The sequence below is a fragment of the Micromonospora sonchi genome, assembly GCF_014646235.1.
Classification (GTDB): domain Bacteria; phylum Actinomycetota; class Actinomycetes; order Mycobacteriales; family Micromonosporaceae; genus Micromonospora; species Micromonospora sonchi.
Genome location: NZ_BMNB01000019.1, coordinates 1 through 20,807, shown reverse-complemented (window position 1 = coordinate 20,807; position 20,807 = coordinate 1). Strand labels below are relative to the sequence as shown.

The following is a 20,807-nucleotide window of genomic DNA, read 5'->3' as shown; positions in this document are numbered from 1 at the left end:
CCCCCGATGCGCCCCCGCTGAGGCGAGAGTAGCCAGGCGGCGCCAGGCCAACTGTCGGGTTTGCGGAACTATCGACCATTGGCCGACTGGTTCTGCCGGTCTTTCTGCCGGTGTCCGTCACGCTCGGCTGGATCGCCGCACACCGAGAGTCTTCCGCCGGACGGCTGGGCGAGGAACGACGATCGGGCACGCCGCGAACATCAGCAGGGACCCGTCCCCTCCTCGGGGTCATCGCCACTGCCGGCCGTGGCGCAGGGATTGACGGCATCGCGTACCCGGCGCAGACCGTCGAGCACGGCGTCCAGCGCCGACGGATCGAGCTGACCGGTGAACCAGTCCTCGATTATCTGCAGGTGGCCGGGCAGGCACCCGTCGAGCCGGCTCAACCCGGCCGGCGTGACGACCGCGTACGAACTGCGCCGGTCGGAGGGGCAGGCGCGTCGGGTGAGCAGGCCGTCGCGCTCCATGCGGTCCACCACCCGGGTGACACCACTGGTGGAGAGGGAGGTCTGGGCAGCGAGGTCGGTCATCCGGAGCTGGGCGCCGGGCGATCGGGCGAGTCGGGTCAACACCTCGAACTCGACCGGTGACAGCCCGTGCTCGTCGAGCTGGGCCGCGAATCTGGCGGACAGCCCGGCATGCACCTCGAAGAGCAGGCCGACAGCGGTGATCCGAGGGTCGTCGAACACGTTCGGGTTCACCAGTCCATCATACCAGTACTTGACACGGGGAATGTTGTCTAGCGTATAGTTGCTTACACAGCAGTCGGCGCAGCAAACAATCTCTTGAAGGGCAGTCTCTCATGACCAGCAGCACCGAGTCGGTTACCCGCGACTGGAACGGCCTCACCATCCCGGCGGCTGGCACCTACCTGCTGGATGCGGCGCACAAGCGGGTCGGCTTCGTCGCCCGACACATGATGGTCAGCAAGGTGCGCGGTGACTTCGCCGAGGCCAGCGCGACCATCACCATCGCCGAGGAGCCCCTCCAGTCGTCGGTCACCGCCACCATCCAGGCGGCCAGCATCAACACCGCGCAGGCCGACCGGGACGCGCACCTGCGCAGCCCGGAGTTCCTCGACGTGGAGAAGTTCGCCACCCTGGAGTACCGCAGCACGGGGGTGAAGTCCCACGAGGGCAACGAGTTCGTCCTCGCCGGTGAGCTCACCATCAAGGACGTGACCCGCCCGGTCGACCTGAAGGTCGAGTTCGAGGGCGCCGGCCGCAGCCCGTTCGGTCAGGACATCTTCGGCTTCTCGGCCACCGCCGAGATCGACCGCGAGGAGTTCGGCCTGACCTGGAACGTCGCCCTGGAGTCGGGCGGTGTCCTGGTCGGCAAGAAGATCAAGATCGAGATCGAGGGCGAGGCCATCCGCCAGGCCTGATCGCCGTACGCCCCGACCGGCCCGCACCGCGCGGGCCGGTCGGCTTTTCTCCGACCGCGCCGCCCTGCGGTCTTTCCGGCGGCGCAACGTGAATTGTCACAGCTTGTTCGCTGGTCGGCCTGCTGCTCTGCCCCCTCTGGCTGGGTAGAGATGCTGGCGGAGGCGTCCGACCCGGTCCGTCGGGGTTCCGCTCGGCAACCGGGTGGACCACGGCAACGGACCGGCCTTCCGGGCCGACCGGTTCGGCGCTTTTACCGAGTATGGTTCACAATGCGCTGCGGAGCGGAGACCGTTCCGTCGCGTTGCGCGCCGGGAGGAAACATGGGCAGGGACGTCGACCGAACCGCCTTCTCCCGTGAGGACCGGGTCAGTTACCGGCAGAAGGTCCGTCGCTGTCTGGATGTCTTCGCGCTGATGCTGGACGACTTCGGGTTCGACGCCGACCGGCCGATGACCGGGTTGGAGATCGAGCTCAACCTGGTGGACCCGAACGCCGAACCCGCGATGCGCAACGACGAGATCCTCGCCGCCATCGCCGACCCGCTGTTCCAGACCGAGCTGGGACGCTTCAACCTGGAATTGAACGCGAACCCGCGGCTCATCGAGGGCAGGGGATTCGCCGATTACGAGCGTGACCTGAGCGGCAGTCTGACCCGGGCGAACGACCGGGCGGCCCGATCGGACACCCGGATCGTCCTGGTCGGCATCCTGCCGACGCTGACCGAGCGGCATCTGGTGGCGGACAACCTCTCCACCAACGAGCGGTACCGGGTGCTCAACGACCAGATCGTCGGTGCCCGGGGCGAGGACATCGAACTCGACATCCGCGGCGTCGAGCGGCTGCGTACGCACACCGACTCGATCGCGCCGGAGGCGGCGTGCACCAGTCTCCAGTTCCATCTTCAAGTCGCGCCAGACAGCTTCGCGGACTACTGGAACGCTTCACAGGCGATCGCGGCGGCGCAGGTGGCGATGGGTGCCAACTCGCCGTTCCTGTACGGACGGCAGCTCTGGGCAGAGACCCGGATCGCCCTGTTCGAGCAGGCCACCGACACCCGGCCGGACGAGTTGAAGGCCCAGGGGGTACGCCCCCGGGTGTGGTTCGGTGAGCGCTGGATCACCTCGATCTTCGACCTGTTCGAGGAGAACGTCCGCTACTTCCCCCCGTTGCTGCCGATCTGCGAGACCGAGGACCCGGTGGAGGTGCTGCACGCCGGCGGCGTACCCGAGTTGGCCGAGCTGCGGCTGCACAACGGCACGGTCTACCGGTGGAACCGGCCGGTCTACGACATCATGGACGGCCGCCCACACCTGCGGGTGGAGAACCGGGTGCTGCCCGCCGGGCCGACCGTCGTCGACATGCTGGCCAACGCCGCCTTCTATTTCGGGCTGGTCCGCGGCCTGGCCGAGTCCGACCGGCCGATCTGGAGTCAACTCACCTTCAGCTCGGCCGAGGAGAACTTCCACGCCGCGGCCCGACGCGGGATGGACGCCATCCTGCACTGGCCGCGGCTCGGCGAGGTGCCGGTGACCACGCTGGTGCGCGACGTGCTGCTGCCGATCGCCTCGGCCGGGCTCGACGGCTTCGGGGTGGCTCCGGCCGAGCGTGATCGTCTGCTCGGCATCATCGAGCAGCGCTGCCGTACCGGCCGTAACGGGGCGGCCTGGCAGACCGCCACGGTCTGGGCCGCCGAGCGGCACCGGAACCTGGACCGCCACGCCGCCCTGCGCCACATGTTGCAGCGCTACGCGGAACTACAGCGCACCAACGAGCCCGTGCACAGTTGGCCGATCGACTGACCGCGCTGTTTCTCCCCGTGATTGCAGGAGGCCCGTCAGCCCTGCTCGTCGCCCGGCCCGGTGGTGCTGGCCGACTCCGTGGTCCGGGTGGCCTTTGCCGCTGGCTTGCGGCTCCTCGCCCCCCGAGTGGTTGGTGCGGCGGGTACTGGCGTGGCTGAGTCGGTGCGTACGGCTGGGTTGTCGACTGCGGTGGTGACCGGATCGGTGCCGAGCGTGTCGTGGTCGCCGACGCGCTGCCCGGGCACGGCGGTGGCTGCGCCGGGGGCGGGCCTGTTCGTCGCGCGCCGGGCCGAACGCTGGGCGAGCGCCGCGACCAGGACGGAACTGCCGATGCCGACTATCACCGCGTACGGGGCGATGAGGTGGGCGGACACCTGCTCCGGGCTGATCGCGGTCAGCCTCGGCACAGCCAGGAAGTACGCGACCGCCACCAGCAACGGGCCGGCCGCACCCGAGGCGGTGGCGCCGACCCGGCGGCCGGCGTCGCGGACACCCGTCCGGGCGGCCAGCGCGCCGATCAGCAGCGCCGACCCGAGCGAGAGGGCGGCTCCGGGCCAGTAGAAGTAGTCCCGGATCCAGAACTGGTCGCTGCCCGAACTGAGCTGCCAGATGCCGAGCTGTGCGGTGGTCAGTCCGCGACCGGCGAGCACCGAGTCGACCACGGCGATCACCGCGAGCAGCCACAGCCAGCCAGCGGTCGCGATGATGTTGGTGGCTGCCGCCCGGCAGCGCAGCGCCCAGAGCGCGACGAGCGCACCGACCAGTACGCCGAGCGCCGCGTATCCGCCGGCCATGTCCCGGGGGGACGGAGTGTCCGGCACCACCGCGACCCGGGCGGGTACGGCGATCAGCAGCACCGTGATCAGTGCGCCCAGCGCGGCGGCGCCGGACAGGGCGCTCCACCACAGGCTGCCCCCGTCCCACCGGCCGGCATCGGCGCCCTGCTCCGGGCCGGCATCGGTACCCTGCTCAAGGCCGGCGGCGGCACCCTGCTCCGGGCCGGCGGCGACGAAGCGGCGATCGTGCAGCCGCTGCGCGCAGACCGCACCGAAGATGGTCGAGGTGGCGGCGATCCAGGTGGCCCAGATCAGGCTGGCCACCCAGGCCGCCGTGCTGGCGGTGGTCTCGGCCGGCGCCCAGTTGAGGATGCCCAGGCCGTAACCGAACCCCAGTTGGGCCGCCCCGGCACCGGCCGCCACGCCGGCCGCGGTGGCGATCGATGCTCCCCAGCCCACTCTGGCCATGCCGGGCAGCGTAACGTCCTGTGCTCGGTGCGGCGAGTCGTGCGCAGTACCAGACCGTGAACGGTGACGGACAGTGCTTGGCATCGGCGGATACGGTCGCCGGTGATAGGGCGGTGGGCGGTATGAACGACGGGACCATGGACGGGCGACCGGGGCGCGGTGACGCCGGTCCGGACCGCACGCTGATCATCGGCGGCGGCCTCGCGGCCGTGCTGCTCGCGATCATCGGAGCGACCGGCGGCTGGGTGCTGGCCGGTGACCAGAAGCCGCCGAGGACCCTGTCCGCCGATGGGACCGGCGGCCCCACCCCCAGCGCCCAGCCCACCACCTCGCCGCCGCGCGGCAAGCCGACACCGGCCGCCGCGCCGAGCAGCATCGCGCCGAGCAGCACCGCGCCGACCCGGCCGACCGGGCTCATCGTGCCGGACCTGGTCGGACTGGACTTCGAGGAGGCCCGGGAGGAACTGCGGGACCGGGGACTGGGCTGGTCGTTCGTCTTCGGCCGCGGAGACAGCTCCAGCGTGCGCAGCACCAACCCGACGGCGGGCACCCCGGTGAAGCGCGGCATCACCGTCGTGGTCGACGTGGCCGGGGCGGCCCCGCCGAACGAGGTGCCGGACCTGATCGGGGACGACTGCCACGACGCGCGCGCCGACCTCGTCGACGCCGGTTTCTCGCCTCGCTACCCGACCGGCAGGTCCGGGACGGTCACCGCCCAGGACCCCCCTGACGGCACCATCGGACGGTGGAACGACGTCGTTTCCATCTGGTGCGGTAGCGCATAGCGGGGAGTGCCTCCCGAGGGCACTCCCCGACCAAGATCTCTGCAGGTGACACGTTTCTGACGCGGAAGGTTGGGGGCCGTGGGGGTGGTTGGGCAGTAGGTTGACGGTCGGGGCCTGATGCCTGCTCGGCTGGCGGAAGGGGACGTGCGATGAGCGACGACCGCCAGGAACCGCCCGACGACCAGACCCGCCCGTGGCCACCGACCGCTGCCGGGGACTCCGAGCCCACGCCGACCGGGCGCGCGCCGGACGAGACGGCGCCGTTGGGGCGTACGCCGGAATCCGGAAGGCCCGAGGAGACCGCACCGTTGCCGCCGGCACAGCGGTCGAGGCCGGCGGCGTGGTCGGGGCGCGCGGAGGTGCCGTCGATCCGGCCGGGCGACGACCGGGAGCTGGCGGCCGGTGACTGGTACGGCGACGAGCAGCCGGGCCGTCCCTGGTGGTTGCCGATCCTCTGGGGGATCGTCCTGCTGCTCCTGCTCGGCCTGATCGGGGTGGGGGTGTGGCTGGCGCGCCAGGCCGTGGACGAGGAGGGGCCGGCTCCGCAGCCGCCGACCGCGGCGCCGCCGACCACCCGATCGACCTCACCGACTCCGCGCTCGCCCTCGCCCGCGCCGACGACCAGCGCCGCCTCGGTGCAGCTGCCGCTGCCGCCGCTGGTCGGCCGCTCGGAGGCCGCGGCGCGGGCGGTGCTGGACCGGCTGGGTCTCGACCATCGGGTGGAGTACCGCCCGTCGGAGGAGCGGGCGGGCACGGTCATCGCGACCGATCCGGAGGCGGGTGAGCTGGTCGAGGTCGGCGACGAGGTCACGCTGGTGGTTGCCGAGGCCAGTGCGAGCCCGTCGCCGACGACGGGTGCGCCGACGACGGGTGCGTCGACCACCGAGCCGACCGCCGCGGTGAGCCCCACCGGGTGAGTGAGCGCTGGCGATTCACCACCCGCGGCGTCTGGTGCCGACGAGCCCCAGGCCGGCGAGGGAGATCGCCAACCCGAAGATGCCCGACCAGAACAGCGAACGGCTGAGTTCATCGGGTGTGCGCTGCTCACCGGTCGCGTGGTCGGTGCCCGCCGGTCCGTCACCGGACGAAAGGGGCTGGCCGTACCCCGCCGTCGGCTGGTCGTGCGGCACCCCGGCCGGATCGCCGGGTGCGAACTCGTCCCAGGCGCCGCCTGTCCCGTCCGGATTGAGCGGGTCGCCCTCCACCACGGTGATCTCGGGAGCCGGAAGTGGCTCGGCCAGCCGGGTGGACGACAGGGTGGGATCGCGGATCAGCACTACCAGGATGGTGGCACCGAGCAGTGCCAGGAGTCCGAAGGAGTGGACGATACGGGACCGACGGGGCCACCGCGCGGACAGATTGACCATGACCATCCCAGGTTCGAGGTCCTGGACGCGCGGGGTGGAGACGTGCCGGGGTGGGCACACCGATTCTATGGCGTCGGTATGCCCGCCCGACGGCTGTTCGCGATGCTCAGGCCACCCGCATCGAGCCTCGGGCGGCCGGTCGACGAGCCGAGCGCACGGCGTGCGGACGCGGCTGTCCAGCCGCCTGCAACTGTCGTAGCCCGGCCCGCTGGACAAAGATCGAGCGCCGGTTGACCGCGTCCCCCGCCGCGTTCAACTCGTAGCCTTCGAGCCAGAGCCAGCCGTCGTAGGTCGGCCGGTCGAGCACCCGGATCACCCGGAACAGAATGGGTCTGCGGAACTGGACGCTCGCCGCGCGTGTCACGTGCAGTACGTCACCGGAGCGGGGAAGCACATGGGCTCCTGAGGAGTTCGGCCGGCGCGACGGCCGGCGAGGTGGTCGGGGGATTCACTCCGGCGACGAGGTCGTGTCTCGTGGCCGGTACGCGTACGGTTTTGCCCGGCGGGCCCGGAATCCGCTGGTGGCGTACCCGATGCCCGACCGCGGGGACCGCGCCGCCCAGAATCCCTGATGATCACTTGGAGAGACAGAGTCGGGACGGTGCGTGACCCGGATCGTACGGACAGAGTGCATCAGGGACGTGCTCTGTGCAAGTTGCAGGTCGCTGTTTGCCAAGATGTGAGCGGCTCGCGCGAAACGGCGCTTGAACGTGTGACCGCCCGGACGGCACACTGGGGGCCGGTTTCTCCCGCCGCGGCCGGGTCGAAGACCGGTTCCACCCCCACGCCGCGAACGCCCGCCGCCCAATGGCCGCGTCCCAGGCGGGTGAGAGCGACGCGTCGAGCGGAGAGGTGACACCGTGAGCGAGCGGCGCAGCCCGACCATCCGGCGGCGCCGGCTCGGCGCGGAACTGCGCCGCCGGCGCGAATCGGCCGGCATCACCATCGAAGCCGTCGCGGAGCAGTTGGAGTGCTCGGCATCGAAGATCTCCCGGGTCGAGACCGGCCACACCACCGCGACGCCCCGCGACGTACGGGACATGCTCCGGATCTACGGGGTGGTGGGTCCCGAGAGCGACGAGCTGGTGCAGATTGCCCGCGAGGCGCGACAGAAGGGCTGGTGGCACCCCTACAGCACGGTGCTGGTCGGGGCGTACGTGGGACTGGAGGCGGCGGCGAGCTCGATCCGTGCGTGGGAGCAGCAGGTTGTTCCCGGGTTGCTGGAGACCGAGGACTATGCCAGCGCCATGATCCGCGCCGCCCGCCCCGACTTCACCATCGAACAGGTGCGGCAACGGGTGCGTGTCCGACTCGGGCGCCAGTCGTTGTTGTCCCAGGATGACCCGGTCGATCTATGGGTGGTGCTCGATGAGGCGGTGATGTGCCGTCCGGTTGGCGGGGAGGCGGTGATGCGTGAACAACTGCGCCACTTGGTGGAGGTGGCCCAACTGCCGAACGTGACGCTACAGATCCTGCCGTTCGAGGTGGGGGCGCACGCCGGCATGGACGGCACCTTCACGATCCTCAGCTTCCCCGAACCCGGTGATCCGGATGTCGTGTACGCGGAGAACGCCACGGGTGGGCTCTTCCTCGAGAAGAGCGACGAACTACAGAAGTACAGCTTCATCTTCGATCACATTCGAGCAGCGGCCATGCGTCCGGAGGAGTCCGTCGGATACATCGCGAGACTGGCAGAGGAGCCGTTGTGGAAATGGCCGCAAAAGAATTCAGGGTCGACCTGAAGCAGGCGAACTGGTTCAAGAGCTCGAAGAGCGGGCCGAACTGTGACAACTGCGTGGAGGTGGCCTACGTGACCGGAGCGATCGGAGTCCGGGACTCGAAAGACAAGGCAGGTCCGGCTCTAGTCTTCGCTCCGGGTGACTGGCACGCCTTCGTCACCAGCACTCGGGACGGCGCCTTCGGTCGGGGCTGACTTCCGGGGCAGTGCTGAAAGGGTCCCCGCCCGGCATGGCCGGGCGGGGACCCCGTGCGCCCGCCGAGGGTCGGCGGGCGGCACCGGTCGCGCGGGATCCGCCGGCCGCCGTCGCCACAACGTGCCCGCCTCGTTGTACCTGTCGGTACGCGCTGGTCGACATCCCCCCGAGCAGGGCGGGTAACCGAGCGAGGCAGGCGAAACGATGACGAGTATCGGGTCAGAGAACCTCACCAACGGGCCGGGGAAGCCGGAGCGGTTCGGCGGCAAGTACCGCGGTGCCCGCCGGGACACCGTGTTGACCGAGGTGGTGTCGACGGAGACCGAATCGGCCGGGCGGGACAGCGCGGTGGCGACCGAGCCGGCCACGCCGCCGCTCACCCTGCCGTCGCTGGACCCCAACCCGCTCACCGAACCGTCGTTCCCGGCGTCCGGCTGGTCGACCACGGAGAGCGGCTCCCTGGTGGATCACCCGTTGCTGCGGGGCCTGATGATGGAGTTGCCGCCCAGGGGCAGCGTGCCGCCCCCGGGCTGGCTGGATCGCTGGTTCGAGGCGACCCGGGCGATCCTGGAACTGCTATACGTGCAGGACGCCGGCCGGACGCGCTGAGGCCGCCGACCGTTCCGGCATGGCCCGCTCGGCGAGCCGACTGTGACGCAGCGCGTGGCGTACGCCGATGGCGCCGACGCCCAGCGCCCCGACGGTGATGGCGGGCCCGGTGACCCCGGGTCCGAGGAACTGGCCGGCGCCGCTCGCCGCGATCAGGGCCGGCACCAGAGCCAACCCGGTCACCTGCAGTGGCAGCCCGATCAGCGGGTGGGCGGCGGTGGCCCGCAACCCGTGCGGAGCCGGTGTCCGGGGCGTGACGGCCAGCGCGCCCGCCCCGGCGCGGAGCCGCCGCAACCGGCGTACGGTGCAGAACGCCACCACCAGCGCCGGGATCGTGGCCAGTATGAGCCCGCTCGCGGCTCGGTCCGCCAGGGTCGCGCCGGCGGTGGCCAGGCCGGCGACCGGCAGAGCCACCGTCAGGCCGAGCCCGGCCAGGGTCAGCGCGAGCAGCCAGCCGGCGTGCCGGCGGAGCCCGCGGGCGTGGGTCAGCCGGGGCAACCTGTCGGCGAGGTAACCGGCTGCCCACCACACGGCGGCGACCGGGAGCAGGAGGGCGAGATGGCTCTGCATGCCTCTCAGCCTTTCCCGATTCCCCGTCCGTCGAATCGGGCCCATCCCCCCGTTGATCCCGTACCCGTCCCCTAGGGGAACCATCGCGTCAGTGTTATGGGGAATCCAACATGTTCATCTGTCCTCAGGCGTCCCACTATCCTCATCTTAATCGGCATTCATCGATGAATTCGCCGCAAGCGGGTGAACGGTCGATGCCGGTCGGAGGGAGGTAGGAAGATGGCTCTTCCACACAGGTCCGTACTCGTCGGGGTGGCCACACTGGCCATGGTGGCGGCGGCGACGCCGGCCATGGCCGGCGAGCCGGTCGGCACGATCCGCAGTGCCGGCGGCGCCACGGCCGTCGAGGGCAGCTACATCGTCGTGTTCAAGGACAGCGAAGTGAACCGCAGCGCGATCGGCTCCTCGGTGGACCGGCTGCTGCACCGGCACGGCGGTGCGACGGCCCGCACCTACAGCGCGGCCGTCCGTGGCGCCGAACTGCGGGTCAGCGCCAAGGCCGCAGCCCGGATCGCCGCCGACCCCGCAGTGGCGTACGTCGAGCAGAACCACACCGTGTCGATCGTCGCCACCCAGCCGAACCCACCGTCCTGGGGGCTGGACCGGATCGACCAGCGCAACCTGCCGTTGAACAGCTCGTACACGTACCCCAACACGGCCGCGAACGTGACCTCGTACATCATCGATACCGGCATTCGGATCACCCACTCGGACCTCGGCGGCCGGGCGACCTGGGGCACGAACACGGTCGACTCCAACAACACCGACTGCAACGGCCACGGCACCCACGTCGCCGGCACGGTCGGTGGCTCGGCGTACGGCGTGGCGAAGGGCACCCGGCTGGTGGCGGTGAAGGTGCTCAACTGCTCCGGCAGCGGCACCAACGCCGGGGTCATCGCCGGTATCGACTGGGTCACCGCGAACGCGGTCAAGCCCGCCGTCGCCAACATGAGCCTCGGCGGCGGGGCGAGCGCCGTGGTCGACAACGCCGTCGTCAACTCGATCAACTCGGGCGTGACGTACGCGGTCGCGGCCGGCAACGGCAACCTGCTCGGCCAGCGGCAGAACGCCTGCAACTACTCGCCGGCCCGGGCCGAGCCGGCGATCACCGTCGGCGCCACCCAGAACAACGACGCCGCGGGGAGCTTCTCCAACTTCGGCACCTGCGTGGACATCCTGGCACCAGGTGTGAACATCACCTCGGCCTGGTACACCAACGACACCGCGACGAACACCATCAGCGGCACCTCGATGGCCTCGCCGCACGTCGCCGGAGTGGCGGCGCTGGTGCTCTCGGCCCACCCGTCGTGGACCCCGCTCCAGGTCCGCAACCACCTGGTCGACAATGCCACCCCGAACGTGGTCACCAACGTGGGCACCGGCACTCCGAACCGGCTGCTGCACGTGGTGAACGGCGATGCTCCGCCACCGACCAACGACTTCTCGGTCTCGGTGTCGCCGACCTCGGGCTCCACCGCGCCGGGCGGCCCGGTGACCACCAGCGTGGCCACCGCCACCACCAACGGCTCCGCCCAGCCGGTGAGCCTGTCGGCCAGTGGCCTGCCGTCCGGGGCGACCGCCTCGTTCAGCCCGGCCACGGTCACCTCGGGCGGGTCGTCGACGCTGACCATCAGCACCACGGCCGGCACCCCGGCCGGCACGTACACGGTGACGGTGACGGGCACCGCGGCCTCCGGCACGAAGACCGCGACCTACTCGCTGACGGTGACCGGCGGCGGCAGCGGTGGCTGCACCGGCACCAACGGCACCGACGTGACGATCCCGGACGCCGGCTCGGCGGTGACCAGCTCGATCACCATCTCCGACTGCAACCGGAACGCCTCGTCGACCTCGACCGTGGCGGTGAACATCGTGCACACCTACCGCGGCGACCTGGTCATCGACCTGCTCGCCCCGGACGGGTCGTCGTACCGGCTGAAGAACAGCAGCATCCTCGACGGCGCGAGCAACGTGAACGCCACCTACCAGGTGAACCTGTCCAGCGAGGCGGCGGGCGGCACCTGGCGGTTGCAGGTGCGCGACGTCTACCGAGGCGACACCGGCTACCTCAACACCTGGACGCTGACCCTCTGACACCGGGCAACCGTCACCGGGCCCCGACAAGCCGAGTCGGGGCCCGGTGACGAGCCGGTGATCAGACCGCGAACCCGGCCGGCCGTTCAGTGGCCGGCGCGGGCGGCCGGGCCTTCCACAGCCCGGTCTTCTGCGCGAACAACCTGCCCAGGTACGCAGGGTTGAGGATCACGTAACGCCGCCACAGCCGCTTCGGCTCCAGCCCCAGTCGCCAGAACCACTCCAGCCCGGCGCGCTGCATCCACGGCGGTGGCTGGCGTAGCAGCCCGGCGTGGTAGTCGAAGGCGGCACCGACCGCCATCAGCGGCATGTCCAGCAGCGGGCGCATCGCGTACGCGAAGACCTCCTGGCGGGGGCAGCCGAGCCCGACCAGGACGAGCCGAGCCCCACTGGCCTTGATCCGGTCGGCGATCTCGGCGTCCTCACCCGGCTGCACGACGCGGAACTTCGACGCCTCCACCCCGGCGATCTTCAAGGCCGGAAACATCCGCTCCAGCGCCGGAATCAGCCGGGCCAGAGTCTCCTCCGTCGAGCCGTAGAGGTAGACCGGCAGCCCCTCGTCGGCGAAGCGGGAGAGCACGTGCAGGGTCAGCGTCGGCCCGTAGACCCGGTCGGTGAGCCCGGCGCCGTGCAACAGGTTCAGCGCCCAGCGCACCGGCTGACCGTCCGGGGTCACCACGTCGAACGAGTTGAGCCGGGCGTTGTGCGCCCGATCCAGCACCCCGGTCATCACGCCGTGCACGGCGAGCGCGGTCAGCGCCAGCGGCCGGCGGTCCTGTGCGGCGGCCACCACCTGCTCGGTGGCCTCCGCGTAATCGGTGGCGTCGACCAGCACGCCGAGGACATTCCGCTTTCTCACGCTGCCGGCACCCACTTGTCCATGTTGGCCTCGTAGATCTCACGCATGATCATTGGTACGTCGTAGACCTGCTTCCAGTCCGGGTAGTCCGCCTGGAACGCCTCGTTGGAGCCGATCCACCACTTGTGGTCGCCGATCCGGTTGGCCTCGACGTACTCGGTGACCATCTCCTGGCCGGTGATCTGCTCGGCCAGCGCGAAGGCCTCCCGGTTCGAGACGTTGGAGTGCCGGCCGCCACCCAGGTTGTAGACCGCCGCCGAGCGCGGGTTGCGGAAGAAGGCCTCGAACGCGGAGACCACGTCCGAGCTGTGGATCGCGTCCCGGACCTGCTTGCCCTGGTAGCCGAAGATTTTGTACGTCCGGCGCTCCATGTTGGCGCGCATCACGTAGCCAAGGAAACCGTGCAGCTCGGTCGCCGAGTGGGCCGGCCCGGTCAGCGTCCCGCCCCGGAAGCAGGCCGTCCGCATGCCGAAGTACCGGCCGTACTCCTGCACCATCACGTCCGCGGCGACCTTGGAGGCACCGAAGATCGAGTGCAGGCAGGCGTCGATCGACATGTCCTCGCGGATGCCCTGCTCGTACGGGTGGCCCGGCTCGATCTCCCACCGGGTCTCGAGCTCCACCAGGGGCAGGCTGTTCGGCCGGTCGCCGTAGACCTTGTTGGTCGAGCAGTGGATGACGGCCGCCTCGATGCAGTGCTCGCGGACGCTCTGCAGCACGTTGAGGGTGCCGGCGGCGTTCACGTCGAAGTCGGTGAACGGATCGCGTACCGCCCAGTCGTGCGAGGGCTGCGCGGCGGTGTGGATCACCACAGCCACGTTCCGGGCATACCGCTTGAACAGGGCGCCGAGCGCGGCACGGTCACGGATGTCGATGCTGTGGTGCGAGTACGCCCCACCCAGTTCGTCGGTCAGCCGGCGGACGTTCCACGCGGTGGACGCCTCCTCGCCGAAGAACTCCTGCCGCATGTCGTTGTCGATGCCGACGACGTCGAGACCGAGGCCGGCGAAGTGCCGGACCGCCTCGGAGCCGATCAGCCCGCCCGAACCGGTCACGAATGCGACACTCACGAGCCACTCCTGGTGCGTCGGCGGCAGAATCCATCGGAGCATAGCGTGACGTCCGGAACGCCCCGATACGGTGCGAGGGCCCTGCGTCGCCGCAGAGCCCTCGTCAATGGTGGGGAAGGGGGGAGTTGAACCCCCACGCCCTTTCGGGCACACGGACCTGAACCGTGCGCGTCTGCCATTCCGCCACTTCCCCGTGGCTCGACCGTCGGAAGCGTGTTCCGGGCCGTCCCCGCTGTCGCCAGCGGACCTCGGCCATGTTACGCGGTCCTGGTCATCGCCGCGAATAGCATTCGCTGCGGACAGCGGTTACCGTTCGTGGCGGACGAAAGAGTAGCACGAGGATCGCCGAGCCTCCGAACGGGCCGTGGCCCGCTGGCAGAGCGGCGTGTGAGCTGCGTGCGCTCTGGACCGATACCATCATGTCCTCGGGACCCGAGGAGGAGCCGGTGAGCGTGCTGCAACGCTTCGAGAAGCGTCTGGAAGGCCTGGTCGAAGGGGCCTTCGCCAAGGTCTTCAAGGGGGTCGTACACCCCGTGGAGATCCTCAACGCCATGCAGCGGGAGGCCGAGGCGCACAAGGCCATCCTGGCTGGTGGGCGCACCTTGGTGCCCAACCGCTACGTGATCGATCTCTCGCCGTACGACCATAGTCGGCTGGCGCCGTACGCCGCCGCGCTGGCCCAGGAACTGGCCCAGTCGCAGGCGGAGTTCATCGGCGAGCAGGCCTGGACGGTCTACGGCGACGTGATCGTCGAGATCGAGCGGGGCGAAGGGCTCGACACCGGCATGTTCCGGGTCACCGCCGAGGTCTACACCGGCGGCGAGGTCGCCCCGGTCTCGGCGCCCGGCTACGACGCCGGCCCGCCCGGTTACCCCTCCTACGACCAGGGTGGCGGCTACGGCCCGCCGCCGGGTCACGGCGGCGGGCGCAACGTCCGACTGGTCTCCGGTGACGGGCGTACCTACCCGCTCCAGATGGGCTCGACCGTGATCGGTCGGGGTGACCAGGCCAACCTGCGCCTGCCGGACGTCGGCATCTCCCGCCGGCACGCCCGACTGGACTTCGACGGCGGCCAGGTCGTGCTGACCGACCTGGGCTCGACCAACGGCACCATGGTCAACGGCCAGCGGGTCTCCGCCGTGGCGCTGAACCCCGGCGACATGATCCAGCTCGGCACCACCACCCTGACCTTCCGCGTGGACGGCTGACCCGCCTTGCCGGAACTCGTCATCACCGTCGCCCGGTTCGGATTCCTCATCCTGCTGTGGATCTTCGTGTTCACGGTGGTCGGTGTCATCCGCCGGGACCTCTTCGCGGGGGCCCGCTCGGGCCGGCTGGTGGCCGCGCCCCGCGCGGTTGGTGCGTCGACCGGTCAGGCGACCGCGAGGCCGGCGAAGGTGAAGCGAGGGCGGGCGGCACACCAGTTGGTGGTGACCGCGGGCCAACTGGCCGGCACCCGGATCACTCTGGGTGAGGCGCAGATAACCATCGGTCGTGCCGAGGATTCCACGCTCGTCATCACCGACGACTATGCCTCCGCGCGACACGCCCGGCTCGTGCCCCGCGACGGGCAATGGTTCGTCGAGGACCTCGGTTCGACTAACGGGACGTACCTGGATCGCGCTAAGGTCACCGGACCGACCCCCGTCCCCCTCGGCGTGCCGATCCGGATCGGCCGCACCTCTCTCGAATTACGGCCATGACTCTGACCCTGCGCTATGCGGCCCACAGCGACCGCGGTCTGATCCGAGACGGAAACCAAGATTCCGTCTACGCCGGACCGCGGCTACTCGCCGTTGCCGACGGCATGGGCGGCATGGCCGCCGGTGACGTCGCCAGCAACATCGTCATCGGCGCCATGGCGCCACTGGACGAGGACGTCCCCGGTGACGCCCTGGTCGACGCGCTCCGTTCCGCGGTGGGCACTGCCAACCAGCAGCTCCGCGAGACCGTGGACGCCAACCCGCAGCTGGAGGGGATGGGCACCACGCTTACCGCGACCCTCTTCTCCGGCAGCAAGCTGGGCATGGTCCACATCGGCGACTCGCGGGCCTACCTGCTGCGTGAGGGCGAGTTCGCGCAGATCACCAAGGACGACACCTACGTTCAGATGCTCGTCGACGAGGGCCGGATCAGCCCGGAGGAGGCGAGCAGCCATCCGCAACGCTCGCTGCTCACCCGGGCCCTGGACGGCCGCGACATCGACCCGGAGTACTCGGTCCGTCAGGTGCTGCCGGGCGACCGATATCTGATCTGCTCCGACGGCCTCTCCGGGGTGGTCAGCGCGGAGACCATCGCCGAGAGCATGCGTGAGTACGCCGACCCGCAGCAGTGCGTCGAGCGGCTCGTCCAGCTCGCCCTGCGTGGCGGCGGCCCGGACAACATCACCGTGATCATCGCCGACGCCACCGACCGCGACATCGTCGAGGCCGCTCCGATCGTCGGCGGCGCGGCGGCCCGCGACCGGGGCATGGCGACCTCGGCCGACGTCTCCACGCCCGCCGCCCGAGCCTCGGCGCTCTCCGCCCCCCGTCCGGCCACCCCCGAGGACCCGGCCGCCAACGACGACGAGCCGGAGGCCCGCCGCCGCCCGCTGCGCGCGCTCGCGATGACGACCGCCCTGATGGTGATCGTCGGTGGCGGCGTCTTCGCCGGGTGGAGCTACACGCAGCGGCAGTACTACGTCGGCGCGACGGAGGACGGCCAGGTCGCCGTGTTCCGCGGGATCCAGGGCCAGATCGCCGGCATGGATCTCTCCACCGTGCACTCGAAGAGCAGCGCCCAACTGGACGACCTCACCCTGGCCGCCCAGGAGCAGGTCAAGCAGGGCATACCGGCCAAGAGCGAGCCGGACGCGGAACGCCGGCTGGCGGAGCTGACAAGCGACAGCCCGACCAACGTCAACCTCAAGCCGATCTGCCCGCCGACTCCCGGCCCGCCGCCGAGCCCCACCCCCACGGCGCAGCTGCCCTCCCCGGCGAGCGCTCCGGTCGGTTCGCCGAGCGCGGTGGGCAGCATCGCACCATCGACCAACGGCGGATCGGTGGCCTCGCCGGCCAGTACGCCGGACGCCCCGCCCGCCGACACCTTCACGCCCACGGTCGACCCGGCGGCCTGCCGGTCGCCCGAGTAGGCGCCGGCACCCGAACCGAGGACGATCGTGACCGCAGCGGCCACCCCGGCAAGCTCGCCCGCGACCGCGGGTGAGCGGCCCGGCGTGCGCCTGGCCCGATCCCGGCGCAACGCCGAGCTGTCGCTGCTGCTGCTGGCGATGGCCCTGGTCGCCGCTTACGGTGCGATGGTCGAGGCGAAGGTGCTCGACACGGTCACGCCCACCTTCTGGGTGCCGGCCGCCGCGCTCACCGCGGTGTTCCTCGGCATACACCTGGTGATCCGGTTCCTGGCGCCGTTCGCCGACCCGGCCCTGCTGCCGGCGGTGGCCCTGCTCAACGGGCTCGGCGTCGGATTCCTGCATCGACTGGACCTGGCCAACGCGGCCCCGGAGGAACGGGCGGAACTGGCCACCTTCGCCGGCATCGGCGGCCGGCAGTTGGCCTGGACGCTGATATCGGTGATCCTCGCCGCCGGGCTGCTGGCCCTGATGCGCGATCACCGGTCGATCTCCCGGTACGCGTACACCCTGGGTCTGGCCGGCATCGTGCTGGTCATGCTGCCGGCGGTGCTGCCGCGCAGCATTTCCGAGATCAACGGCGCCAAGCTGTGGGTACGCATCGGCAGCTTCTCCATCCAGCCCGGCGAGTTCGCCAAGCTCGCCCTGCTGGTCTTCTTCGCCTACTACCTGGTCCGCAAGCGTGAGGTGCTCTCGCTGGCCAGCCACCGGTTCCTCGGCATCGACTTCCCGCGCGGACGGGACCTCGGCCCGGTGCTCGTGGTCTGGGTGATCAGCCTGCTGGTCCTCGTCTTCGAGAAGGACCTGGGCACCTCGCTGCTCTACTTCGGCATGTTCGTGGCCACGGTCTACATCGCCACCGAACGGGTCAGCTGGCTACTCATCGGCCTGGTCCTCTTCTTCGGCGGCGCCTATCTCGCGTACGTGCTCGGTGAGGCGGTCGGCGGGCCGTTCGCGAACTTCTACCTGCGGGCGGAAATCTGGCTCGACCCGTTCGGCGACCCGTACGACAAGGGCTACCAGCTCGTGCAGGGGCTGCTCGCGCTGGGCACCGGCGGGTTGTTCGGGGCCGGGCCGGGTGGCGGCCAGCCGCTGTTGCTGCCCGAGGTGCAGAACGACTTCATCTTCGCCGGCATCGGCGAGGAGATCGGTCTGTTCGGCCTCTCCGCGCTGCTGATGATCTACCTGCTGATCGTCGAGCGGGGGCTGCGGGCCGCGCTGGCGGTGCGGGACTCGTTCGGCAAGCTCCTCGCCGGCGGCCTGGCGTTCACCCTCGCGCTCCAGGTCTTCGTGATCGTCGGCGGGATCAGCAAGCTCATCCCGCTCACCGGCCAGACCACGCCGTTCCTCTCCGCCGGCGGCTCCTCGCTGATGGCGAACTGGCTGATCATCGCGGTGCTGCTACGGATCTCCGACGCCGGGCGCCGCCCGGTCACCGGGGCCGGCGGCAAGGTCAACCGCCCCTCCGGCGGCCCGCCCGAGCAGCTGCACGGTGCTCCCACGGAGGTGATCAGGCCGTGAACGCACCCCTGCGCCGGGTCGGTGTCGTGGTCATCGTCCTGTTCGGCCTGCTCTTCGCGAACCTGAACTGGATCCAGGCCTACAAGGCCGACGAATACCGCACCAGCGACTACAACGGTCGGGTCCAGGTCGCCAAGTACGACCGCAAGCGGGGCAACATCGAGGCGGGCGGCACCGCCCTGGCGGTCAGCAAGGAGACCGACGGGGAGCTGAAGTACCTGCGTACCTACCCGGGCGGCGCGAAGTACGCCCACGTGCTCGGCTACGAGCCGGTCAACGGCTCGGCCACCGGCCTGGAACGATCCGAGAACGACTTCCTCGCCGGCACCAGCGACCAGCTCATCGTCAACCGGCTGCGGGACATGGTCACCGGTGACCGGACCGCCGGCGGCAACGTGCTGCTCACCCTCTCGAAGCGGGCCCAGGACGTCGCGTACGACCAACTGCGCAACAACAACCGGGGGGCGAACAAGGGCGCCGCGATCGCCCTCGACCCGCGTACCGGTGCCGTGCAGGCGCTGGTCTCCATACCCAGCTACGACCCGAACCCGCTGTCCAGCCACAGCCGGAACGATGCGACCGCGGCGTACAACAAGCTGGAGCAGGACCGCAACCGTCCGCTGCGGAACCGGGCGCTGGCCGAGGTGCTGCCCCCGGGCTCCACCTTCAAGATCGTGGTGGCCGCCGCGGCGTTGGAGAACGGGATCGGCAAGGACACCAACATCTCGGCCGGCCCGAGCTACACCCCGCCCACCTCGGGCCAGTCGATCACCAACGCCGCGCCGTCGATCTGCCCGCAGTCACAGGTGACCCTGATGAAGGCGGTCACCGACTCCTGCAACACCGGCTTCGCCCAGCTCGGCGTCCAACTCGGCCCCGACGCGATCAAGAAGAAGGCCCAGGAGTTCGGGTTCGAGCAGGAGGACCTGACCGTCGGCCGGCTCGGCGAGGGCGGCCACTCGGTGGCGGCCAGCCGCACCGGCAGCATGGAGAACCCGGACGGCGGGGCGGATCCGGCGGCGCTGGCCCAGTCCTCCATCGGGCAGCGGGACGTGCGGATGACCCCGCTGGAGGGGGCCATGATCGCGGCGGCGGTCGCCAACAACGGCAGCCAGATGCGGCCCTACCTGGTGCGCCAGCTGCTCGCACCCGACCGGACCACGGTCTACGACACCGCGAAGCCCGGCGAACTGCGCCGGCCGGTCAGCGGCCAGGTCGCCGCGGACCTGCGAGACATGATGGTCAGCGTGGTGCGCAACGGCACCGGCCGTAACGCGCAGATCGACGGCTACACGGTCGGCGGCAAGACCGGCACCGCCGACGTTGCCCCCGGCGTTCCGCCACACTCCTGGTTCATCGGTTTCGCGCTGGACAAGGACGGTAATCCGGTCTCGGCCGTGTGTGTCCTGTTGGAGAACGGCGGAGACGGCGGCAGCGCCGAGGCCGCCCGGATCGCGGGGCAGATCATGCGGGCCGCCATCGCCGAGCCCGGGGGTCGCTGACATGCTCAGTCCCGGAGTGCAGCTCGGCAACCGGTACCGCCTCGACGAGCGGATTGCCAGCGGTGGCATGGGCGACGTCTGGCGCGGCACCGACCAGGTGCTCGGTCGTACGGTGGCGGTCAAGAGCCTGCTCCCGGCGCTGCTGGACGAGCCGGGGTTCGCCGAGCGGTTCCGGGGCGAGGCCCGCACCATGGCGACGATCAACCATCCGGGCGTGGTCGACGTCTACGACTTCGGCAACGACCAGCACATCGCCTTCCTGATCATGGAGTACGTCGAGGGCGACCCGCTGTCGGCCACCCTCAGCCGGGTCGGCCGGCTCACCCCGGCCCGGACCATGGCGCTGGTCGCACAGGCCGCCGACGCGCTGCACGCCGCCCACGTCAAGGGCATCGTGCACCGGGACGTGAAGCCCGGCAACCTGCTGGTCCGCCCGAACGGGACGCTGGTGCTGACCGACTTCGGCATCGCCCGCTCCGAGCTTGTCGGGCAGCTCACCGCGGCCGGCTCGGTGCTCGGCACCGCCTCGTACATCTCACCGGAGCAGGCGACCGGCCAGGTCGCCACTCCCACCTCCGACGTCTACGCGCTCGGCGTGGTCGCCTACCAGTGCCTCGCCGGGCGCCGGCCGTTCGAGGGCGACAACCCCCTCGACATCGCCATGCGGCACGTCCGGGAGACCCCCAGGCCGCTGCCCTCCGACATCCCGCCCCAGGTCTGCGCGCTGGTCGAGCGGGCGATGGCCAAGGACCCGAAGGAGCGTTGGCAGAGCGCCGCAGTCCTCGCCGGGGCGGCCCGGCAGTTGAAGGCGGCGCTGTCCCGGCAGGCGCGGGGCGGCGCTGGCCAGGCGGCGCCGATCTCGGCTGCGCCGGCGTCGCCGGCTCCCGGCCGGGCCGCGCCGATCTCGGCCGCGCCGGCGTCGCCGGCTCCCGGCCGGG

21 protein-coding genes and 1 tRNA gene are annotated in these 20,807 nt (G+C 70.6%); 14 read left to right on the top strand and 8 right to left on the bottom strand.

Annotated elements, in window-relative coordinates; translation table 11 throughout:
• Window positions 1-200: 200 nt before the first annotated feature.
• The gene (locus IEY61_RS19915) at window positions 201-701 is read right to left on the bottom strand and encodes a MarR family winged helix-turn-helix transcriptional regulator (protein WP_189046558.1); all 501 of its coding nucleotides are present in this window, start codon (window positions 699-701) and stop codon (window positions 201-203) included.
• 101 nt (window positions 702-802) lie between these two features.
• Here IEY61_RS19915 and IEY61_RS19910 point away from each other — a divergent pair, with 101 nt between their 5' ends.
• A complete protein-coding gene (locus IEY61_RS19910; RefSeq protein ID WP_189046556.1) occupies window positions 803-1,384 on the top strand; it encodes a YceI family protein in 582 nt (193 codons plus the stop codon).
• A gap of 321 nt (window positions 1,385-1,705) precedes the next feature.
• Window positions 1,706-3,184, top strand: coding sequence for a glutamate-cysteine ligase family protein (locus IEY61_RS19905; RefSeq protein ID WP_189046554.1), 1,479 nt, complete (start codon window positions 1,706-1,708; stop codon window positions 3,182-3,184).
• Between the two features lie 35 nt (window positions 3,185-3,219).
• Here the strand turns inward: IEY61_RS19905 and IEY61_RS19900 are convergent, their stop codons facing one another.
• On the bottom strand, window positions 3,220-4,428 hold the full coding sequence (locus IEY61_RS19900) for a hypothetical protein (protein ID WP_229706118.1): 1,209 nt from the start codon (window positions 4,426-4,428) through the stop codon (window positions 3,220-3,222).
• A gap of 122 nt (window positions 4,429-4,550) precedes the next feature.
• Here IEY61_RS19900 and IEY61_RS19895 point away from each other — a divergent pair, with 122 nt between their 5' ends.
• The gene (locus IEY61_RS19895) at window positions 4,551-5,213 is read left to right on the top strand and encodes a PASTA domain-containing protein (RefSeq protein ID WP_189046552.1); all 663 of its coding nucleotides are present in this window, start codon (window positions 4,551-4,553) and stop codon (window positions 5,211-5,213) included.
• A gap of 149 nt (window positions 5,214-5,362) precedes the next feature.
• Window positions 5,363-6,130, top strand: coding sequence for a PASTA domain-containing protein (locus tag IEY61_RS19890; RefSeq protein ID WP_189046550.1), 768 nt, complete (start codon window positions 5,363-5,365; stop codon window positions 6,128-6,130).
• A 15-nt stretch (window positions 6,131-6,145) separates the two neighbouring features.
• Here the strand turns inward: IEY61_RS19890 and IEY61_RS19885 are convergent, their stop codons facing one another.
• Both IEY61_RS19885 and IEY61_RS19880 read right to left on the bottom strand, forming a co-directional pair.
• Window positions 6,146-6,586, bottom strand: a complete 441-nt coding sequence (locus IEY61_RS19885) for a hypothetical protein (RefSeq protein WP_373293185.1) — start codon at window positions 6,584-6,586, stop codon at window positions 6,146-6,148.
• A gap of 100 nt (window positions 6,587-6,686) precedes the next feature.
• Window positions 6,687-6,974: a hypothetical protein gene (locus tag IEY61_RS19880; RefSeq protein ID WP_189046546.1), complete on the bottom strand. Its 288-nt coding sequence runs from the start codon at window positions 6,972-6,974 to the stop codon at window positions 6,687-6,689.
• A gap of 466 nt (window positions 6,975-7,440) precedes the next feature.
• Here IEY61_RS19880 and IEY61_RS19875 point away from each other — a divergent pair, with 466 nt between their 5' ends.
• The 3 genes from IEY61_RS19875 to IEY61_RS19865 all read left to right on the top strand — a co-directional run bounded on the left by IEY61_RS19875 (window position 7,441) and on the right by IEY61_RS19865 (window position 9,123).
• The gene (locus IEY61_RS19875; protein ID WP_189046543.1) at window positions 7,441-8,322 is read left to right on the top strand and encodes a helix-turn-helix domain-containing protein; all 882 of its coding nucleotides are present in this window, start codon (window positions 7,441-7,443) and stop codon (window positions 8,320-8,322) included.
• A complete protein-coding gene (locus IEY61_RS19870; protein WP_189046541.1) occupies window positions 8,292-8,513 on the top strand; it encodes a DUF397 domain-containing protein in 222 nt (73 codons plus the stop codon). The genes IEY61_RS19875 and IEY61_RS19870 overlap by 31 nt, the downstream gene beginning before the upstream one ends.
• Before the next feature lie 205 nt (window positions 8,514-8,718).
• Complete coding sequence (locus IEY61_RS19865; RefSeq protein ID WP_189046539.1) at window positions 8,719-9,123, top strand: hypothetical protein; 405 nt, start codon at window positions 8,719-8,721, stop codon at window positions 9,121-9,123.
• Here the strand turns inward: IEY61_RS19865 and IEY61_RS19860 are convergent.
• Window positions 9,091-9,693 (bottom strand): hypothetical protein, encoded by a 603-nt coding sequence (locus tag IEY61_RS19860; RefSeq protein WP_189046537.1) that lies wholly within the window; start codon window positions 9,691-9,693, stop codon window positions 9,091-9,093. The genes IEY61_RS19865 and IEY61_RS19860 overlap by 33 nt on opposite strands.
• 219 nt (window positions 9,694-9,912) lie before the next feature.
• Between IEY61_RS19860 and IEY61_RS19855 the strand changes: the two genes are divergently transcribed.
• Complete coding sequence (locus IEY61_RS19855) at window positions 9,913-11,787, top strand: S8 family peptidase (protein WP_189046535.1); 1,875 nt, start codon at window positions 9,913-9,915, stop codon at window positions 11,785-11,787.
• Between the two features lie 61 nt (window positions 11,788-11,848).
• On the opposite strand, the gene IEY61_RS19850 is transcribed toward IEY61_RS19855, so the two are convergent.
• From IEY61_RS19850 to IEY61_RS19840, 3 genes are all read right to left on the bottom strand, one after another.
• Window positions 11,849-12,646, bottom strand: a complete 798-nt coding sequence (locus IEY61_RS19850; RefSeq protein ID WP_373293184.1) for a WecB/TagA/CpsF family glycosyltransferase — start codon at window positions 12,644-12,646, stop codon at window positions 11,849-11,851.
• Window positions 12,643-13,758, bottom strand: coding sequence for an NAD-dependent epimerase/dehydratase family protein (locus IEY61_RS19845; RefSeq protein WP_189046531.1), 1,116 nt, complete (start codon window positions 13,756-13,758; stop codon window positions 12,643-12,645). Before IEY61_RS19845 ends, IEY61_RS19850 begins: the two co-directional genes overlap by 4 nt.
• A gap of 65 nt (window positions 13,759-13,823) precedes the next feature.
• Window positions 13,824-13,909: transfer RNA gene (locus IEY61_RS19840), tRNA-Leu, on the bottom strand.
• A gap of 226 nt (window positions 13,910-14,135) precedes the next feature.
• Between IEY61_RS19840 and IEY61_RS19835 the strand changes: the two genes are divergently transcribed.
• The 6 genes from IEY61_RS19835 to IEY61_RS19810 form a co-directional block, all read left to right on the top strand.
• Window positions 14,136-14,924: an FHA domain-containing protein gene (locus IEY61_RS19835; RefSeq protein WP_119575106.1), complete on the top strand. Its 789-nt coding sequence runs from the start codon at window positions 14,136-14,138 to the stop codon at window positions 14,922-14,924.
• A 6-nt stretch (window positions 14,925-14,930) separates the two neighbouring features.
• Entirely contained in the window at window positions 14,931-15,419 is a 489-nt protein-coding gene (locus IEY61_RS19830) for an FHA domain-containing protein FhaB/FipA (RefSeq protein ID WP_189046529.1), read from the top strand.
• A complete protein-coding gene (locus tag IEY61_RS19825) occupies window positions 15,416-16,849 on the top strand; it encodes a PP2C family protein-serine/threonine phosphatase (RefSeq protein WP_189046527.1) in 1,434 nt (477 codons plus the stop codon). The genes IEY61_RS19830 and IEY61_RS19825 overlap by 4 nt, the downstream gene beginning before the upstream one ends.
• A gap of 27 nt (window positions 16,850-16,876) precedes the next feature.
• Window positions 16,877-18,367, top strand: coding sequence for an FtsW/RodA/SpoVE family cell cycle protein (locus tag IEY61_RS19820; protein WP_189046525.1), 1,491 nt, complete (start codon window positions 16,877-16,879; stop codon window positions 18,365-18,367).
• The gene (locus IEY61_RS19815; RefSeq protein WP_189046523.1) at window positions 18,364-19,869 is read left to right on the top strand and encodes a peptidoglycan D,D-transpeptidase FtsI family protein; all 1,506 of its coding nucleotides are present in this window, start codon (window positions 18,364-18,366) and stop codon (window positions 19,867-19,869) included. The genes IEY61_RS19820 and IEY61_RS19815 overlap by 4 nt, the downstream gene beginning before the upstream one ends.
• 1 nt (window position 19,870) lies before the next feature.
• Window positions 19,871-20,807: serine/threonine-protein kinase (locus IEY61_RS19810; RefSeq protein WP_189046521.1), on the top strand; the 937-nt coding region annotated here is incomplete at its 3' end.

Bases quoted from the DNA above. Each gene is read 5' to 3' on its own strand.
- IEY61_RS19910 (WP_189046556.1), top strand. From the start codon at position 803: ATGACCAGCAGCACCGAGTCGGTTACCCGCGACTGGAACGGCCTCACC.
- IEY61_RS19905 (WP_189046554.1), top strand. From the start codon at position 1,706: ATGGGCAGGGACGTCGACCGAACCGCCTTCTCCCGTGAGGACCGGGTC.
- IEY61_RS19900 (WP_229706118.1), bottom strand. From the start codon at position 4,428: ATGGCCAGAGTGGGCTGGGGAGCATCGATCGCCACCGCGGCCGGCGTG.
- IEY61_RS19895 (WP_189046552.1), top strand. From the start codon at position 4,551: ATGAACGACGGGACCATGGACGGGCGACCGGGGCGCGGTGACGCCGGT.
- IEY61_RS19890 (WP_189046550.1), top strand. From the start codon at position 5,363: ATGAGCGACGACCGCCAGGAACCGCCCGACGACCAGACCCGCCCGTGG.
- IEY61_RS19885 (WP_373293185.1), bottom strand. From the start codon at position 6,586: ATGGTCATGGTCAATCTGTCCGCGCGGTGGCCCCGTCGGTCCCGTATC.
- IEY61_RS19870 (WP_189046541.1), top strand. From the start codon at position 8,292: ATGGCCGCAAAAGAATTCAGGGTCGACCTGAAGCAGGCGAACTGGTTC.
- IEY61_RS19865 (WP_189046539.1), top strand. From the start codon at position 8,719: ATGACGAGTATCGGGTCAGAGAACCTCACCAACGGGCCGGGGAAGCCG.
- IEY61_RS19860 (WP_189046537.1), bottom strand. From the start codon at position 9,693: ATGCAGAGCCATCTCGCCCTCCTGCTCCCGGTCGCCGCCGTGTGGTGG.
- IEY61_RS19855 (WP_189046535.1), top strand. From the start codon at position 9,913: ATGGCTCTTCCACACAGGTCCGTACTCGTCGGGGTGGCCACACTGGCC.
- IEY61_RS19845 (WP_189046531.1), bottom strand. From the start codon at position 13,758: ATGCTCCGATGGATTCTGCCGCCGACGCACCAGGAGTGGCTCGTGAGT.
- IEY61_RS19835 (WP_119575106.1), top strand. From the start codon at position 14,136: ATGTCCTCGGGACCCGAGGAGGAGCCGGTGAGCGTGCTGCAACGCTTC.
- IEY61_RS19825 (WP_189046527.1), top strand. From the start codon at position 15,416: ATGACTCTGACCCTGCGCTATGCGGCCCACAGCGACCGCGGTCTGATC.